Annotated in this window: 15 protein-coding genes; 7 read left to right on the top strand and 8 right to left on the bottom strand. The window is 65.7% G+C overall.

The annotated features are described in order from the left end of the window. Nucleotides 1–238 precede the first annotated feature (238 nt). The 5 genes from CH251_RS19365 (at nucleotide 239) to CH251_RS19345 (ending at nucleotide 5311) form a co-directional block, all read left to right on the top strand. Nucleotides 239–835, top strand: coding sequence for a hypothetical protein (locus CH251_RS19365; RefSeq protein WP_045198656.1), 597 nt, complete (start codon nucleotides 239–241; stop codon nucleotides 833–835). Nucleotides 836–908: 73 nt separating this feature from the next. Then, the gene (locus CH251_RS19360; protein WP_032397159.1) at nucleotides 909–1370 is read left to right on the top strand and encodes a MarR family winged helix-turn-helix transcriptional regulator; all 462 of its coding nucleotides are present in this window, start codon (nucleotides 909–911) and stop codon (nucleotides 1368–1370) included. Next, nucleotides 1367–2593: an MFS transporter gene (locus CH251_RS19355; protein ID WP_094614600.1), complete on the top strand. Its 1227-nt coding sequence runs from the start codon at nucleotides 1367–1369 to the stop codon at nucleotides 2591–2593. Before CH251_RS19360 ends, CH251_RS19355 begins: the two co-directional genes overlap by 4 nt. Nucleotides 2594–2868: 275 nt before the next feature. Further along, complete coding sequence (locus CH251_RS19350; RefSeq protein ID WP_094614599.1) at nucleotides 2869–4716, top strand: hypothetical protein; 1848 nt, start codon at nucleotides 2869–2871, stop codon at nucleotides 4714–4716. Then, on the top strand, nucleotides 4703–5311 hold the full coding sequence (locus CH251_RS19345) for a class F sortase (RefSeq protein WP_094614598.1): 609 nt from the start codon (nucleotides 4703–4705) through the stop codon (nucleotides 5309–5311). The genes CH251_RS19350 and CH251_RS19345 overlap by 14 nt, the downstream gene beginning before the upstream one ends. A gap of 20 nt (nucleotides 5312–5331) precedes the next feature. On the opposite strand, the gene pyrE is transcribed toward CH251_RS19345, so the two are convergent. From pyrE to clpB, 5 genes are all read right to left on the bottom strand, one after another. Continuing rightward, the gene (gene pyrE / locus CH251_RS19340) at nucleotides 5332–5880 is read right to left on the bottom strand and encodes an orotate phosphoribosyltransferase (protein WP_045198649.1); all 549 of its coding nucleotides are present in this window, start codon (nucleotides 5878–5880) and stop codon (nucleotides 5332–5334) included. A gap of 103 nt (nucleotides 5881–5983) precedes the next feature. Further along, complete coding sequence (locus CH251_RS19335) at nucleotides 5984–6562, bottom strand: LemA family protein (RefSeq protein WP_256979185.1); 579 nt, start codon at nucleotides 6560–6562, stop codon at nucleotides 5984–5986. Nucleotides 6563–6620: 58 nt separating this feature from the next. Continuing rightward, complete coding sequence (locus CH251_RS19330) at nucleotides 6621–7685, bottom strand: hypothetical protein (RefSeq protein ID WP_179273711.1); 1065 nt, start codon at nucleotides 7683–7685, stop codon at nucleotides 6621–6623. Between the two features lie 85 nt (nucleotides 7686–7770). Continuing rightward, nucleotides 7771–8778, bottom strand: coding sequence for a DUF5666 domain-containing protein (locus CH251_RS19325; RefSeq protein ID WP_094614596.1), 1008 nt, complete (start codon nucleotides 8776–8778; stop codon nucleotides 7771–7773). 96 nt (nucleotides 8779–8874) lie between these two features. Further along, nucleotides 8875–11421: an ATP-dependent chaperone ClpB gene (gene clpB / locus CH251_RS19320; RefSeq protein ID WP_094614595.1), complete on the bottom strand. Its 2547-nt coding sequence runs from the start codon at nucleotides 11419–11421 to the stop codon at nucleotides 8875–8877. A gap of 193 nt (nucleotides 11422–11614) precedes the next feature. Here clpB and CH251_RS19315 point away from each other — a divergent pair, with 193 nt between their 5' ends. Next, nucleotides 11615–12778 carry a globin domain-containing protein gene (locus CH251_RS19315; protein ID WP_094614594.1) on the top strand — a complete coding sequence of 388 codons (1164 nt, stop codon included), beginning with the start codon at nucleotides 11615–11617 and terminating at the stop codon, nucleotides 12776–12778. A gap of 22 nt (nucleotides 12779–12800) precedes the next feature. Here CH251_RS19315 and CH251_RS19310 read toward each other — a convergent pair whose 3' ends face one another. Then, nucleotides 12801–13472 carry a hypothetical protein gene (locus CH251_RS19310; protein ID WP_094614593.1) on the bottom strand — a complete coding sequence of 224 codons (672 nt, stop codon included), beginning with the start codon at nucleotides 13470–13472 and terminating at the stop codon, nucleotides 12801–12803. A 292-nt stretch (nucleotides 13473–13764) separates the two neighbouring features. On the opposite strand from CH251_RS19310, the gene CH251_RS19305 reads away from it, so the two are divergent. After that, entirely contained in the window at nucleotides 13765–14184 is a 420-nt protein-coding gene (locus tag CH251_RS19305) for a helix-turn-helix domain-containing protein (protein ID WP_094614602.1), read from the top strand. Between the two features lie 8 nt (nucleotides 14185–14192). On the opposite strand, the gene CH251_RS19300 is transcribed toward CH251_RS19305, so the two are convergent. Both CH251_RS19300 and CH251_RS19295 read right to left on the bottom strand, forming a co-directional pair. Continuing rightward, the gene (locus CH251_RS19300) at nucleotides 14193–14468 is read right to left on the bottom strand and encodes a DUF2277 domain-containing protein (protein ID WP_094614592.1); all 276 of its coding nucleotides are present in this window, start codon (nucleotides 14466–14468) and stop codon (nucleotides 14193–14195) included. Between the two features lie 22 nt (nucleotides 14469–14490). Next, nucleotides 14491–15066, bottom strand: a complete 576-nt coding sequence (locus tag CH251_RS19295; protein WP_094614591.1) for a TetR/AcrR family transcriptional regulator — start codon at nucleotides 15064–15066, stop codon at nucleotides 14491–14493. Between the last annotated feature and the right edge of the window lie 55 nt (nucleotides 15067–15121).

The raw sequence follows: 15121 nt of genomic DNA, 5'->3' as shown, positions 1-15121 counted from the left end.
GGTTGGGGTGGCCTGCGAACGCGGAGCGGCCCGAACTGTCCTGCCCGGTGAGTTTGCGGCGCATGATGGTCCCCACTGCCTCGAAATGATCCGACCGACCTTTCCACGATGGCGACGCAACCTGCGAGTATCAAGCGATAGGGGTCAGCGTCACATGTGATGCTCACTGTGACGAGATTTTCGGGTGGAGGTCTGCGATGGTTGTCGGTCGGATCATTTCGAGGCAGTGGGGACCATCATGCGCCGCAAACTCACCGGGCAGGACAGTTCGGGCCGCTCCGCGTTCGCAGGCCACCCCAACCCGTTGCTCCGCGACTGTGACGTTCGCCAGGCTCGCATCAAGCACTGGGTGACCGCACTGCTGATCCTCATGGTTCCGGTGTCGCTGTGGATCGGTGCTGCCGCCCACACCGATCAACAACAGCGACTCGAGGACCAGAAGACCTCGATTCACCAGGTCACCGCGACCACCACCGCCGCAGCCGAATCCGCACCCGTCGCATCGACCGAATTCGGCGCGTCCGGCGCAGCGGCGACCGCCGTCGACTCGCGGTGGGTCTACCGAGGCGTCGAGCACACCGGACGCGTCAGCGTGGACACCGGATCACCCGTCGGTACCACCACGCAGATCTGGGTCGACGACAGTGGAAACCCGAGTATGCGACCACTGACCTCGTCGGACGTCGTGGCCGCGTCGATCTTCAACACCATCGGTAGCTGGGTGCTCGTGGCATCGATTCTCATCGGCTTCCATCACCTGATGCGCTTTCGCTACGACGGTCATCGGGACGCCGAGTGGGACCGCGACATCGCGGCTCTCCTGCGCCAGTACTGATTTTTCGCCGTCGGGCCCTTCCGGGCACGTGGTGCATTTCCTATAGATAGTTAGCGTATGTAATAATAATCCGGTGAGTCACTCCGACGCAGACATCAGGGACCTCCTGTCGCAACTGGTCACCAGCTCGTCACGTTTCGTCCGGTTGGCCGCACGGTTCGGCAGCGACGAATGGCCCCGAGCGTGGATGCGAGCGCTGTCGTTGCTCGAGGAATATCAGCCCCTGCGCATCAGCACGTTCGCCGAGCTGGACCGCTGTTCCCAACCGTCGGCGACGGCCTTGCTCGCCAAGCTGAGCAAGAGCGGCCTCGTCACCCGAACCGCCGATCCCGACGATTCCCGTGCCGTCCTCATCGAGATGACCGACGACGGCCACCGATGGCTCGCCGCGAGTCGACGCCACATCGTCGACGGACTGGTGCCGTACCTGTCCGACCGCGACCCGGAACAGATCCAGAAACTGACCGACGGACTGAGCGAGCTGCGCAGCATCCTCGAGCCCGTCGATCGCGGAATGAGAGGAACTTCTTCGTGACAACCAGCACTTCACCCGAAAGCCTGCTGAAGCAACCGCGAGCGGTGTGGGCCGTCGCGTTCGCCAGCGTCATCGCCTTCATGGGTATCGGCCTCGTCGATCCCATCCTCAAGCCCATCGGCGAACAACTCGATGCGTCGCCGTCGCAGGTGTCGCTGCTGTTCACCAGCTACATGCTCGTCACCGGTGTCGCGATGCTGATCACCGGAGTGGTGTCCAGCCGCTTCGGACCCAAGCGCACCCTGCTGGTGGGACTGGCGATCATCGTCGTGTTCGCCGCTCTGGCAGGCACGTCCGGATCGGTCGGCGAGATCATCGGTTTCCGCGCAGGCTGGGGACTGGGCAATGCCCTGTTCATCGCGACGGCGCTCTCGACCATCGTCGGTGCCGCATCAGGAGGTGTCGCTCGCGCGATCATCCTCTACGAGGCCGCACTGGGTATCGGTATCGCCACCGGCCCCCTCGTCGGCGGAGTTCTCGGCGGATTCAGCTGGCGGGGACCGTTCTTCGGGGTTGCCGCACTGATGGCCGTCGCGTTCATCCTGCTCGTCGTCATGCTTCCGGACACCCCGAAGCCCGCGCACACCACCTCGATACTCGATCCGTTCCGCGCGCTTCGTCACCGCGGCCTGCTCACCGTCGGCATCACCGCACTGCTCTACAACTACGGCTTCTTCACCCTCCTCGCGTATACGCCCTTCCCGCTGGACATGGGCACGTACTCGATCGGTTTCATCTTCTTCGGCTGGGGTCTGTGCCTGGCGGTGGCGTCGGTGTTCATCGCGCCGAAACTGCAGCGGGCCTTCGGAACGCTGAACATGATGATGCTCGCGCTGTTGCTGTTCGCCCTGGATCTGGCCGTCATGGCGATGTTCACCGAGAACAAGGCCGTCCTCATCGTGGGAACCGTCCTGGCCGGGTTGTTCCTCGGCGTCAACAACACCCTGATCACCGAGACCGTGATGATCTCGGCACCGGTCGAGCGCTCGACGGCGTCGGCGGCCTACAGCTTCGTCCGCTTCACCGGCGGGGCCGCGGCTCCCTACCTGGCCGGAAAACTGGGCGAGTCGAACATGCACGTCCCGTTCTGGGTGGGTGCCGCCTGCACCGCCCTCGCCGTCGTGGTCCTGGCGACCGGCCGGAAGGTGCTCGCCCACGTCGACGACCACGAACCTGCACCTCACAGCATCGACGAGGCCCGGGCCGTGACGGTCGGCGACTGAAATACCTTCACCTGAACAGGTTTTCGCGGCGGTCGAGATCTTCGGATCTCGACCGCCGTTCGCTTTCGCGATTCTCACTCGTAACATGAGTCCCATCAGTAACACTTTCATAACCAATTCTCAGGTAAAGGCTTGAACGGTTCCCGAGACCGGCCGGTTGGTTTACGGTCACGTCAACACGGTTGTTCGTGTGACTCACCAACTACACCCGTTCCGCGTGGGAGGGCGGGTGCGCGCAGCACTCTGCTGCCACTGACCGAAGGGCCACAATCTCCATGTCGCAGAAGTCGATCGCCAGGTCCAAGAAGGCGCGCCTCGCCGCTGCCGGGGCCGCCATGGCACTGTCCCTCTCCATCGCCGCACCGGGAATTGCCAGTGCGCAGGACCCGACCACACCGGACAGCTCCGTCGTCGAGGAGCCCGCCACGGAAGGCGGCACCGAATCGGGAGCTCCCACCGCCGAGGAGGGCGCAACGGTCGAAGGATCCGCCACCGTCGACGGGGAACTCCAATCACCCGCTGTGACCTCCGAGGATGCGGCTGCCGCCGCGGCCGAGGCTGCGGCGGCCGTCGCTGCGGTCCCGGCCCCCGAAGCACCGTCGAGCATCCGCCCCCTGCCCCAGATCGTCCCCGGCATCGTCATGAACGACGACGGAACCGCGACGGTCAACCTCGACATCATCCCGCAGCTGTCCGACGCCGAGAAGAAGGCAATCGCCGACGCCGAAGCGGCCAGCAAGCTCGCCGCCGAAGCATCTGCCGCCGCTCAGGTGCGCCTGGACACAGCCAAGGCCGCCGACAGTGCCGCGAGTAGCGACGCCACCAAAGCGGAGGTTGCCGCGGCCGAGGCCGACGTCAAGGCAAAGGCAGCCGTCACGGCCGCCGCATCGGCCAAGGTCCAGAGCGAGGCCGCGAGTGCGGCAGTCACCGCCGCCAAGAACACCGCAGCCGAGCTGCAGACCGCGGCAGATGACGCCACGGCCGCCGCCGACAGTGCAGCAACACTCGCTACAGAGGCAGAAGCAAAGGCCAAGGAGCTCGAAGCCGCAGCCGTCTCGGGCGACCCAGAAGCCACCGCCGCCGCCGCGGAAGCGCGCGCAGACGCCAACGCGAAAGCGGAACTTGCCGCCACCGCCAAGGTCGAGGCCGACGCGTCGAACAAGGCCCTCGCAGATTCCGTTACCGCCGTTCAGGATTCGTTCAAGAACTTCAACCTCGCCAAGGTGACCGCTGCAGTTCGCGCTGCTGCTGCCACCGCCGCGAAATCGCTGGCGCTGAACGTCGAAGCTCAGACCGCAGCGGCAGTGGCCGCGATGGCCGAGCAGAACGCCCTGAACCTCGAAGCTGCAGCCGAGGCCGCAGCAGGTGAGGAAACCGAATCCGAGAAGGCCGCAGCCGACGCCCGAACCGCAGCCGATGCGGCCAAGGCCGACGCCGAGGCCAAGGCAGAGGCGGCAACCGCGGCGCAGGCTGCACTCGACGCCGCCCCGTCGGATGCAGACATCGCAGACCTCGAGCAGGCCGCAGCCGACGCCGCACAGGCAGTCGTGGACGCCGACGCCGCCGTTGCGGCAGCCGACGCAGATCTGGCGACCAAGACCGAGGCAGCCGCCACAGCCAAGACGAACGCCGCCGCAGCAGCCGCCACGCTGAAGACCGCACAGGACGAAGCGGCAGCCGCGAAGGCCAACTCCGACGAGAAGGCCAAGGCCGAGGCCGATCTGAAGGCCGCAGCAGCCGAACTGGCCGCCAGCGGACCGAAGTTCGAGTGGACGATCAACCTCGGAAATGTTGTCCGCGAGGATGTTCCGGTCACCGAGGTCGACGAGAACACCGTCGTCGTCGACAAGACCGGAGTCTCCCTGGTCGGTGTCAGGAACGAGGACGGATCGTTCACCGTCGCGGACTACTTCACCACCGACGAGAACGGTGTCGTCAGCGTTGCCGGCGATCTGCCGCCGGTCGATCTCGCTCTCGGCGATTCCTCCGACGAGGCGTCGGGCGGGTCGGACAGCTCGTCCAACACCCCGGTGATCCTGGCCGGAGTCGGCGTGGTCGTGGTCGCGGCAGCAGGTGGAGCGTTCTACCTGCGTCGCCGCAGCTCCACCGATGCCACCTCGTAACACCCGCTGGCTGTGGACGGCGATCCTGACCTTCGTTCTACTCGTATCAGGTTGTGCGAGTGACGAAGTCGGGTTCGCCGCACCCGATCGCTCGCCGGTGCAGTCACAGATCTCGGTGGCTGCACCGGCGAGCGACGTCGCTCCCGCTCAGCCGGAATACATCGAACTCCGATCCTCGGACGGCACGACCTACCTGAGCAGCCCCATCCATCCCGACCCGCTCTACCGCGGCGGCGACAGTGGCCAGGTGCTGAACCCGGTCGACGAACTGCCCGCGTGGTGGGCCGAGAGCGGTATGCCGGGAACATCCACCGAGCAAACGGTAGTGGTTGCGGGACACAATTATTCGAAGCGTGATGCCCCGTTCAAGGCGTTGCGTGTGGTGGCACCGGGCGACACCGTCGTGTTGCGTACAGCGAGCGGCACCCTGCAGTACGCGGTCGAATCGGTCGGCCCACTACCGAAGGGCTCCCTGCTGGCGGACAACGAACTCCGACGCTCGGTGCCGGGACGATTGATCCTCGCCAACTGCGACGTCCAGGGCGGCGAACCCACCGACGACAACTTCGTCGTCGTAGCGCAACTGGTTCGCTGACAAGCTCTTTCGGGACCGGGTTACAGGCCGAGGTCCGCCAGTCCGAGGAGAGATCGATATTCGAGCCCCTCGGCGGCGATGACCTCGTCCGCCCCGGTCGCCCGATCGACCACTGTGGCCACTCCGACGACCGTCGCTCCCGCGTCACGCAGAGCCTGCACGGCAGTGAGCGGAGAATTTCCGGTGGTCGTCGTATCCTCCACCACCAGAACACGTTTGCCGACGATGTCCGGACCCTCGATCTGACGCTGCATGCCGTGCGCCTTCGCGGCCTTGCGCACCACGAACGCGTCGATCGGACGCCCCTGCGCATGCATGATCGACATCGCCACCGGATCTGCACCCATCGTCAGACCGCCGACCGACACGAAATCCCAGTCGGCAACCAGATCACGCATCAACGAACCGATCAGCGCACCCGCCCGGTGATGCAGTGTCGCGCGACGCAGATCCACGTAGTAGTCGGCTTCCTTGCCCGACGACAACGTGACCTTCCCATGCACGACGGCAAGCTCTTTCACCAGATCGGCCAGTTCCTGCCGGTCCGAATTCGCGGCACTGTCGGCCATGTTCGGGTTCCTCTCGTCGCACCACGGATCTTCGATAGGTCGGTACGAACTTACCCACCGAACCGCGCATGCGCTCCCGCCGGCACCGCCGATCGTTCTGCTACTAGGCAGCGATCTCGGCCGACTGCTGCTCGTCGAGCAGTTCCTTGGTCTCCACGAACGGTTCCGGTGCGGTCAACGAGCGAGACCTGGCGACGAGCGAGGACGGGAACGTGCCGATCGCCTGCGACAACCGGTACGCGTTGTCGTTGTACACCCGCACCGCGCCCGCGATACGACGCTCGGTGACGTTCAGTTCTCCGGCCGGGCCTTGAAACGACCAATTGCCCAAAGCGTTCCGACGCGCGTCGGCGTCGGCGAGCACGGCATGGAACGCGGCGGACAGCGCATTCTCGGCAGCGGCCTGCGCCTGCAGACCCAGGCTGCGATCGCGTACGGCCTTGGACCACGAACGCGCACCGCCGAGCTGACGCAGCAGATCACCGGACAGCCCGGTGGCCTCGGCGGCGGCGAGGAACGGGCCCAACTGCTCGTGACGCCGATCGAGCTCGACATCGACCAGCCGCAGACTCTGCTCCGTCTGATCGCTGTACCGACCGAGTCGACGCACTGCGATCACCACGTAACCGACCGCGACAATCAGGGCCAGGACTGCCACGACAACAACCGAAGAAACCGTCACAGGGTACGAATTTAGCCGCGTAAGCGCGTCTGCGCCCGTAAACACGCCCGAAGTTTCGTCAGGGCTGATTGCGTCGGCGTTCGGAGTCGAACGGAATCGGACGCGACGCGGGCGGACGCGGCACCGGACGCGACGGATTCGCCCTGCTTGCGGCCTGCGGACCGGCCGCATCGGGCCTCGGCGGACGCGGCCTACGTCCCGGCTCCTGCGGACGCGGCTCGTGAGTACGGGGTTCCTGAGTACGGGGTTCCTGGGTACGGGGTTCCTGGCTACGGGGTTCAGCTACCCGAGGAGGCCGAACCCGCGGCTCGGGCGTCTTGGGCGCAGGGGTTCTCGGCTCGGCAACACGCGACTCCGGGCTTCGTACCGCCTGGATACGGGGTTCCGCCGCGCGGGGCTGGGGATTCTGAGGCACGCGCGCTTGCTGAGTGTGCGCCTCCTGCACCAGCGGCCTACCCGGATCGCTTCGGTCACGGCCGGGGTCACCGGGACGAGCGCCGTAGACCGCGCTTCCGCGAACCGGGGGCAGCACGTGCAGCATGCCCGACAGTCGTGCGACCGCGTCGATCGCGGCATCCCAATCGCGACCGACACTGCTGAGCGGCAGAGACCCGAGCGTCCAGTCCTTCTCGCTCCACAGCAGCTGCAGATTTGCCGGGATGGACTCGGTGAACGCTGCCATCCGCTGGTCGCAGACACGCCGAGCGATATCGACGTCGGTGGCGAACACCACGCGCGGGCCGATGGAGCCGAGCAGCTCCATGTCCTCGTCGCGCGGCGGTGGCGTCGAGCGGGGCCGAAGGTCGATGTCGACGTCGGAACCGACCGAGCGTTGCACGGCCACGATCGTGCCCGTCTCCTCGACGTCGAAGAGAACGAACTCCTCACCGCGCCGAACGCCGGTCACCACTCCGAGAGCCACGTCGAACTCCGGCTTGGACAGGGCAGCGCGAGAGAACCGAGTGACCAGTTCTCGATCGTGCGGTCGATACTCGTACCCCTGAGCCTTGGCCCACATCTGCCGCACACGTCCGGACTGATCTCGCTTGGACCTGTCGATGTAGAGCAGCGCCACTGCACCCATCAGTGCAATTGCCGCAAGGCCGAACCACATTGCCGTCATCGCGAACCACCTTAATCGACATCGACACCTTCTCCGCCCACCACCGCCGACTGCTGTGAACGGTCCCCAAGACCGCTCGCGTCGCCTAACCGCCGAGACTGGGCGTCTCGATGACGACGTTCGCGCGAATCGTTCCGTCCTCGACGGCCTCGCCCTGCACCACGACGAAAGCACCGACGGTCAGCGACGCCAGATCGCTACCGGACAACGAGATTATCTGGGTCTGGGGTGTGGTCTGCACCGTCACCGGAGCGCCGTCGAGACCGTCGAGCGTCAGAGTCGAGCCGTCGTTGGCGGTGATCGTTCCCACCGACGAACCGAGCTGTCCGAGAATCTCGGGGATTCCCCCCGGGATCAGCTCGGGGGTGGTGGCAGTGCCCGATTCGGTGGGCTGCGGCGTGGTCGTGGGCGCACTGGAGGTGGGCGGCCGGATCGAGGTCGACGTCGACGGGCCGGTGGCAGTGGTGTCGGGCTCGTCCGATCCCCCGCTCAGGAAGGAAATTCCGAACACCACGACGATGGCGAGGACGACGAGTCCGATGAGCGCCAGAACCCACGGGCGGGGCCCCTTGCTGCCGGAATCGGCGCCGTTCGGTCCTTCGGCGGGAGGCGGAGCGCCGTATTCCGGCGGTTGTCCGAATTGCTGAGTGTGGCCGAATTGCTGAGTGTTGCCGTACTGCGGTGGCTGGCCGTACTGCTGGGGTTGCCCGTACTGAGCAGTGTCGTACCCCGGGGCCTGGCCGTAACCCGGGGTCTGGCCGTACTGCTGGGTCTGGCCGTAGGCCTGATTCGCCGCCGCCTGCTGCTCGGGGTCGTACGGCGGAAATGCCTGCGTGGGCTGATACCCCGGCGGATACGCCTGCGGATCCGGATTCTGATATCCCGGGTTCTGATACGCCTGCGTCGGATATGCCTCGGTGGGGTGCGCGCCGTCGGGGTACTGCTGGGCTCCGGGGTACTGCTGGGCCCCGGGGTACTGCTGGGCTCCGGGGTGCTGCCCACCGGAGTCCTGGGTCGGCTCGGATGACTGCGCCTGGCGTGCCGCGTCCTGATCGCGTTCTCGAGGTGACCGCGGGTCGTCCGGATTCGTCATTCCACGAGCGTACCTACCCGGTACACCCCGGTCGAAGGCACAAAACAGGCCCGCACGAGCAGCGCTCGTGCGGGCCTGTTCCGGACAACACCGCGGCTAGCCCAGGATCAGGTGATCGCCGTCCGGGCTGACGTTGACCGACACCACGTCGCCGTCGTGGACGTCGCCGGCGAGCAGTAGCTTCGCCAGTTGATCTCCGATGGCCTGCTGGATCAGCCGACGCAACGGCCGCGCGCCGTAGAGCGGGTCGTAGCCGCGCGCGGCTAGCCACATCTTGGCCGGCGACGACACCTCCAGCGTCAGGCGACGAGCCGCCAGACGCTTGGCGAGGAAGCCGAGCTGGATGTCGACGATCGACTCGAGCTGATCCTCCGACAACGCGTCGAACACCACCACGTCGTCGAGTCGGTTGACGAACTCGGGCTTGAACGAACGCCGCACCGCGTCCATCACCTGCTCCTTGGTACCGCCGGCACCGAGGTTGGAGGTGAGGATCAGGATCGTGTTGCGGAAGTCGACGGTCCGGCCCTGGCCGTCGGTCAGTCGGCCTTCGTCGAGCACTGCGAGCAGGATGTCGAACACGTCGGGGTGCGCCTTCTCGACCTCGTCGAAGAGCACCACCGTGTACGGACGCCTGCGCACCGCCTCGGTCAGCTGACCACCGGCCTCGTACCCGACGTAGCCCGGAGGTGCACCGACGAGCCGAGCGACGGCATGCTTCTCGCTGTACTCGCTCATGTCGATGCGCACCATCGCGCGTTCGTCGTCGAACAGGAACTCCGCCAACGCCTTCGCCAGCTCGGTCTTGCCGACGCCGGTGGGGCCGAGGAAGAGGAACGATCCCGTCGGACGGTTGGGATCGGCCACCCCGGCGCGCGAGCGTCGGACGGCGTCGGACACAGCTTGTACTGCGTCTTTCTGCCCGACGACTCGTTTGCCGAGTTCGTCTTCCATGCGGAGCAGCTTGGCGGTCTCGCCCTCGAGCATCCGGCCCGCCGGGATTCCGGTCCAGGCCGCGACGACATCGGCGACGTCGTCCGGTCCCACTTCTTCCTTGAGCATCACGTCACCCTGGGCCGGCGAGTCCTCGGTCTTGGCTTCGAGCTCCTTCTCGAGGGTCGGGATGCGTCCGTAGCGCAACTCGGCGGCCTTGCCCAGATCGCCGTCGCGTTCGGCGCGATCGGATTCGCCGCGCAGGTTCTCGAGCTCCTCCTTCAGGACCCGCACCGAGTCGATGGCGTTCTTCTCGTTCTGCCAGCGGGTGCTGAGCCCGGCGAGCTTCTCCTGCAGATCGGCGAGCTCCTGGCGCAGCTTGTCGAGCCGAGCCTTCGACGCGTCGTCGGTCTCCTTCGCCAGGGCCATCTCCTCGATTTCGAGGCGACGGACGGCGCGTTCGACCTCGTCGATCTCGACGGGGCGCGAGTCGATCTCCATCCGCAGCCGCGACGCGGCCTCGTCGACGAGGTCGATGGCCTTGTCCGGGAGGAACCGGGCGGTGATGTACCGATCACTGAGTGTTGCCGCAGCGACCAGGGCGGAGTCCGTGATCCGGACGCCGTGGTGCACCTCGTAGCGTTCCTTGAGTCCGCGCAGGATGCCGACGGTGTCCTCGACCGACGGCTCACCGACGTAGACCTGCTGGAAGCGTCGTTCGAGGGCGGCGTCCTTCTCGATGTACTTGCGGTACTCCTCGAGGGTCGTCGCACCGACGAGGCGCAGTTCGCCGCGAGCCAGCATCGGCTTGATCATGTTGCCCGCGTCCATCGCGGATTCGCCGGTCGCGCCTGCACCGACGATGGTGTGCAGCTCGTCGATGAACGTGATCACCTGCCCGGCGGAGTTCTTGATGTCGTCGAGCACGGCCTTGAGCCGCTCCTCGAATTCACCGCGGAACTTCGCGCCCGCGACCATCGAACCGAGGTCGAGGGAGACCACGGTCTTGCCGCGCAGGCTCTCCGGAACATCTCCCGCGATGACGCGCTGCGCGAGCCCTTCGACGATGGCCGTCTTGCCGACGCCCGGTTCGCCGATCAGCACCGGGTTGTTCTTGGTGCGTCGCGAGAGAACCTGGACGACGCGCCTGATCTCGGTGTCGCGGCCGATGACGGGATCGAGCTTGCCTTCTCGGGCCAGCGCGGTCAGATCGGTGCTGTACTTCTCCAGCGCTTGATAGGTGTTCTCGGGATCTGCGCTGGTGACCCGAGCGCTGCCACGGACGGCCTGGAAGGCGTCGCGCAGCTCGTTGGGTCCGGCTCCGTGGCCGGTCAACAGCTTGGCGACATCGTCGCTTCCGGTCGCCAGCCCCACCATGAGGTGCTCGGTGGAGACGAACTCGTCGTCGAGTTCGGTGGCCAGGTGCTGTGCGGCGGTGATCGCGGCGAGGGTTTCACGGCCGAGTTGCGGAGTGGTGGTCGAACCGGATGCCGAGGGCAGGCGGTCGACCAGGTTCTGCGCTTCTCGACGCACCGTTGCGGGGTCGACGCCGACGGCCTTCAGCAAGGGTGTGGCGATGCCGTCGGTCTGATCGAGCAACGCCACCAACAAATGTGCCGGACGGATATCCGGGTTTCCGGCCGCGGATGCGGCCTGCAGAGCAGCAGAAAGCGCTGCCTGCGACTTCGTGGTGGGAGTGAAACTGTCCACCGGTCACCTTCTTTCCAGAGTGGATTGCAAAGCCTGTCGATGACTACAACCATAGACAAGTTGAGTCTGTTCCGCTCAACCTTGTTTTTCTCCACATTCGGCGACATGCGGGATATCCTCGATCGGTCTACTTTGGTGACGGTCGACGGCGGCGATGTCATCAGCAGTGATTCGGTGGGGTGGAGGTGGATCGATGCTCGACGCACGCACGATCTCCCTGGTCCGCACCGGCTTCAAGTCCGTCGTGGCCGCCCAGGACGGACCGGCGCGGCTGTCCCGGTCCTTCTACGGCCACCTCTTCGCCGAGCACCCCGACTTCCGCGCCCTGTTCCCCGCATCGATGGATGCGTTGCGAGAACACTTCGTCATGGCACTCGGCTACGTCTTCGAGCATCTCGACGACCCGGACCGCGTCGAGCCGTTCCTCGAGCAACTCGGCCGGGACCACCGCAAGCACGGAATCTCCGGGGCACATTTTCGCGCGGGGAGCTCGGCCCTGATCAGCGCGTTCCGTACTTTCGCCGGGAACGAGGTGTGGACCGACGAGGTCGAGACGGCTTGGAACGACGCACTCACCGTCGTCGGCGATGCGATGGCCGTCGCCGCCGACAACGACGAACTGCCGCCGTTCTGGAGTGCCACCGTCGTCGAACATCATCGGCCTCTCGACGACCTCGCGGTCGTGCGGCTCAAGACCGACGGCGAAATCCCGTACTTCCCCGGGCAGTACGTCAGTGTGCAGATTCCGCAGCGGCCCAAGCTGTGGCGGTATCTGTCCCCGGCCATCCCCAGCAATCCGTACGGGGAGATCGAGTTCCATGTTCGACGCGTATCCGGTGGTTGGGTGTCGCCGGCGATGGTCACCGAGACGGCGGTCGGTGACCGCTGGTCCATCAGCCCGCCGCTGGGCGGGATGCATGTCGATCGCGCGATCGGCGAGGACGTGCTGATGATCGCAGGAGGCACCGGCCTGGCTCCGCTGCGCGCGCAGGTCATGGAGATGGCGCAGCGCAGCAACAATCCGCGGGTGCATCTGTTCGTCAGCGGGACGTATCCGTGCGATCTCTACGATCTGGACACTCTGTGGCAGCTGTCGCTGTCGAATCCGTGGCTGACCGTGGTTCCGGTGACCGAGGAGCTCGAGAATCCGTGGTGGTACTCGGGTGCACCTCGCGAACTACCGTGGGGAATGCACCATCGTCTGCACGGCGCGGTGGGCAAGGTGGTGACCCAGTTCGGCTCGTGGGCCGATCGGCAGATCCAGATCTGCGGGTCGCCGTCGATGGTACGGACGACGATCTACGCCCTCCGCAAGGTCGGCACGCCGATGGAGCACATTCAGCACGATCCGTTCTGAGTCACGTTGCGCCGCAAGGACATCAGCTCGACAGAGATTTCGGCGGCAGATCCTCGACGATTCCGCCCGCCACCAAGCGGGGAGTCCAGGTCTCGGTGATCAGTCGCCCGTCTCCGGTGATGATCGCATCGGGGTCGGGATCGATGAGAATGGGATATCCGGTGTCCGCGGTGGCCAGGACGTTCTGCACCAGGAGGCCGTTCTCGATGGTGTAGTGCACGTGAACCGGATGCAGGTCGGAGTCGAAAGCCCATGGGCGGCCGATGAATATCACCGCATCGCCGAGATCGTCGAGTACCGACACCGAGCCGTCGTGCTCGAGCCGTAGGCTCCACCGGGGCGGCATGGACGTGGCGAACTCGAATCGGCGAGGCGCTCGCGCGTCGAGCAGGTGAATCATCAACAGCGCGCCGTCCCGGGGATCTCGTTGCGGGACAATCACTTCGAACGATCCACATTCGTAGAACCTGGACCCGAACGGCCCTGGGATGCCTGCGCCGAGATCGTCGGCGATGGCGAGTTCGAGCCGTACGAACCCGGAGCCGTCGTCGGCCCGGAGCGTGATTCCCTCGGACGGGTGCGGCATGGGCGACTCGTCCCGCGGCGCATAGGACAGCACTGCACGCAGCAGTGGCTCGACCACCTCCGCGTCACCGTCTCGTGAATCGAACGTTCGCCGTCGACGACCGGTCATGTCCACCCCCTTCGCCTGGCAAGACAGTCTGCCACCGAGCCTCGAATCACGTGTCCGATTCTGCGGAAAAGCATTCGTTCGATCCAGTGTCCAGGGCACCCGGTTGCGCGGACTCGACACCGCACGTCACCCGCCGCATGAAACCGATCAGTACGATTTTCGGATGAGTTTCTGCAGGTCAGCCGTGGTTCGACGGAATCGCAGCAGCGGTTACTATGAGCCGGTTCGGTCCGCGGCGGACCGATCTGCCCGGGTGGGCAGCGGCTGTATCAGGAAGGCACACACATCCCCGATGTCCGCTGATTTCGCCGCACGTCTGAACCATCTGTTCTCCACGATCCACCCGCCCGGACGCAAGCCACACACCAATGCCGAGGTCGCCGATGCTCTCGCTCTGCGCGGGCATCAGATCTCCAAGCCGTACATCTCGCAGTTGCGGTCGGGGCAGCGCGCCAATCCGTCTGCGGACACAGTGGCGGCACTGGCCGCGTTCTTCAAGGTCAAGTCCGACTACTTCTTCGACGACATCTATGCGGCCAAGGTCGATCACGACCTCGAACTGCTCACCCAACTGCAGGGATACGGCCTACGTCGCCTGTCCGCCAGGGCTTTCGACTTGTCCGAGGAATCCCAGAACCTGCTCAGCTCGATGGCCGAGAAGCTGCGCGTGAGCGAAGGACTTCCAGCGGTGCCACCCGACAGCACCCTCTAGGAAAGAGCTCAGGACCCGGCCTTTGCCGCAATTCGCGCCTGCACTTCGGGACGCCTCAGCGGTGGCACCGTCGGCGGGGGCTGACGCCGCTCCGGGAGCGCATCGAGGAGCCGGTGCGTCGTTGCCGTGACCTCGGCGACGGCCAGCTCGAATGCGTCGCGGGTGGCGTCGGACGTCTTCTGCACGCCACTGATCTTGCGGACGTACTGACGCGCGGCCGCTTCGATCTCCTCGTCGGTGGCGTGGGGTTCCAACCCTCGCAGGGTGGTGATGTTTCGGCACATGCGTCGACGATAACCCCGCAGGTCACACCTCGAGAAGACCTGCCACGGCACGTAGACACACCGCACGAACCTGTTCTCGGCTCAGAGTTCTGCGCTCCACCCAGTCCAGGCACACCGCGCGCACGAAGGCCACCCACCCGCGCAGTGCAGTACGGACCATTTCGTCGTCGCGAAATCGTTCGGGCAGAGCAGCCAGGATCCGCTCCTGCTGGATCTCGAACTCGCGGCTGAGGATGTCGTCGATCCGTCGGTCTCCCAGCAGGGACCCGCGGTTGACGGCGCGGACGCCGTGCGCATGCTCGTCGGTGTAGGAGATGTAGGCATCGAGACCGGCGGCGATCTGCTCGAGGACCGGAAGGGAGGTGTCCGGTGCGGTGAGGTCGAGGTTTCGCTCGGATTCGGTGCGCACGACCTCGACGAAGAACTCCCGCTTGGACGGGAAGTAGTGGTACATCAACCCGCGGGAGACGCCCGCGAGATCGGCGACCTCCTCGATCCACACGTCCTCGTAGGGCCGCTCGGCGAACAGCGCCGAGCCGATCTCGAGTAGCTGCGCACGCCGTTGCGTCGGCGTCATCCGCTTACGGGGTGTGGTCATGGGCCTCGAACTTTACTTGACACGAGTTCAACAGTGAGTACGGTCACTATTGGAC

Source organism: Rhodococcus sp. 06-462-5, assembly GCF_002258315.1.
Taxonomy (GTDB): domain Bacteria; phylum Actinomycetota; class Actinomycetes; order Mycobacteriales; family Mycobacteriaceae; genus Rhodococcoides.
This window is presented reverse-complemented; position numbering and strand designations above follow the sequence as displayed.

Bases quoted from the DNA above. Each gene is read 5' to 3' on its own strand.
- CH251_RS19365 (WP_045198656.1), top strand. From the start codon at position 239: ATGCGCCGCAAACTCACCGGGCAGGACAGTTCGGGCCGCTCCGCGTTC.
- CH251_RS19350 (WP_094614599.1), top strand. From the start codon at position 2,869: ATGTCGCAGAAGTCGATCGCCAGGTCCAAGAAGGCGCGCCTCGCCGCT.
- CH251_RS19345 (WP_094614598.1), top strand. From the start codon at position 4,703: ATGCCACCTCGTAACACCCGCTGGCTGTGGACGGCGATCCTGACCTTC.
- pyrE (WP_045198649.1), bottom strand. From the start codon at position 5,880: ATGGCCGACAGTGCCGCGAATTCGGACCGGCAGGAACTGGCCGATCTG.
- CH251_RS19330 (WP_179273711.1), bottom strand. From the start codon at position 7,685: ATGACGGCAATGTGGTTCGGCCTTGCGGCAATTGCACTGATGGGTGCA.
- CH251_RS19325 (WP_094614596.1), bottom strand. From the start codon at position 8,778: ATGACGAATCCGGACGACCCGCGGTCACCTCGAGAACGCGATCAGGAC.
- CH251_RS19315 (WP_094614594.1), top strand. From the start codon at position 11,615: ATGCTCGACGCACGCACGATCTCCCTGGTCCGCACCGGCTTCAAGTCC.
- CH251_RS19310 (WP_094614593.1), bottom strand. From the start codon at position 13,472: ATGACCGGTCGTCGACGGCGAACGTTCGATTCACGAGACGGTGACGCG.
- CH251_RS19305 (WP_094614602.1), top strand. From the start codon at position 13,765: ATGTCCGCTGATTTCGCCGCACGTCTGAACCATCTGTTCTCCACGATC.
- CH251_RS19300 (WP_094614592.1), bottom strand. From the start codon at position 14,468: ATGTGCCGAAACATCACCACCCTGCGAGGGTTGGAACCCCACGCCACC.
- CH251_RS19295 (WP_094614591.1), bottom strand. From the start codon at position 15,066: ATGACCACACCCCGTAAGCGGATGACGCCGACGCAACGGCGTGCGCAG.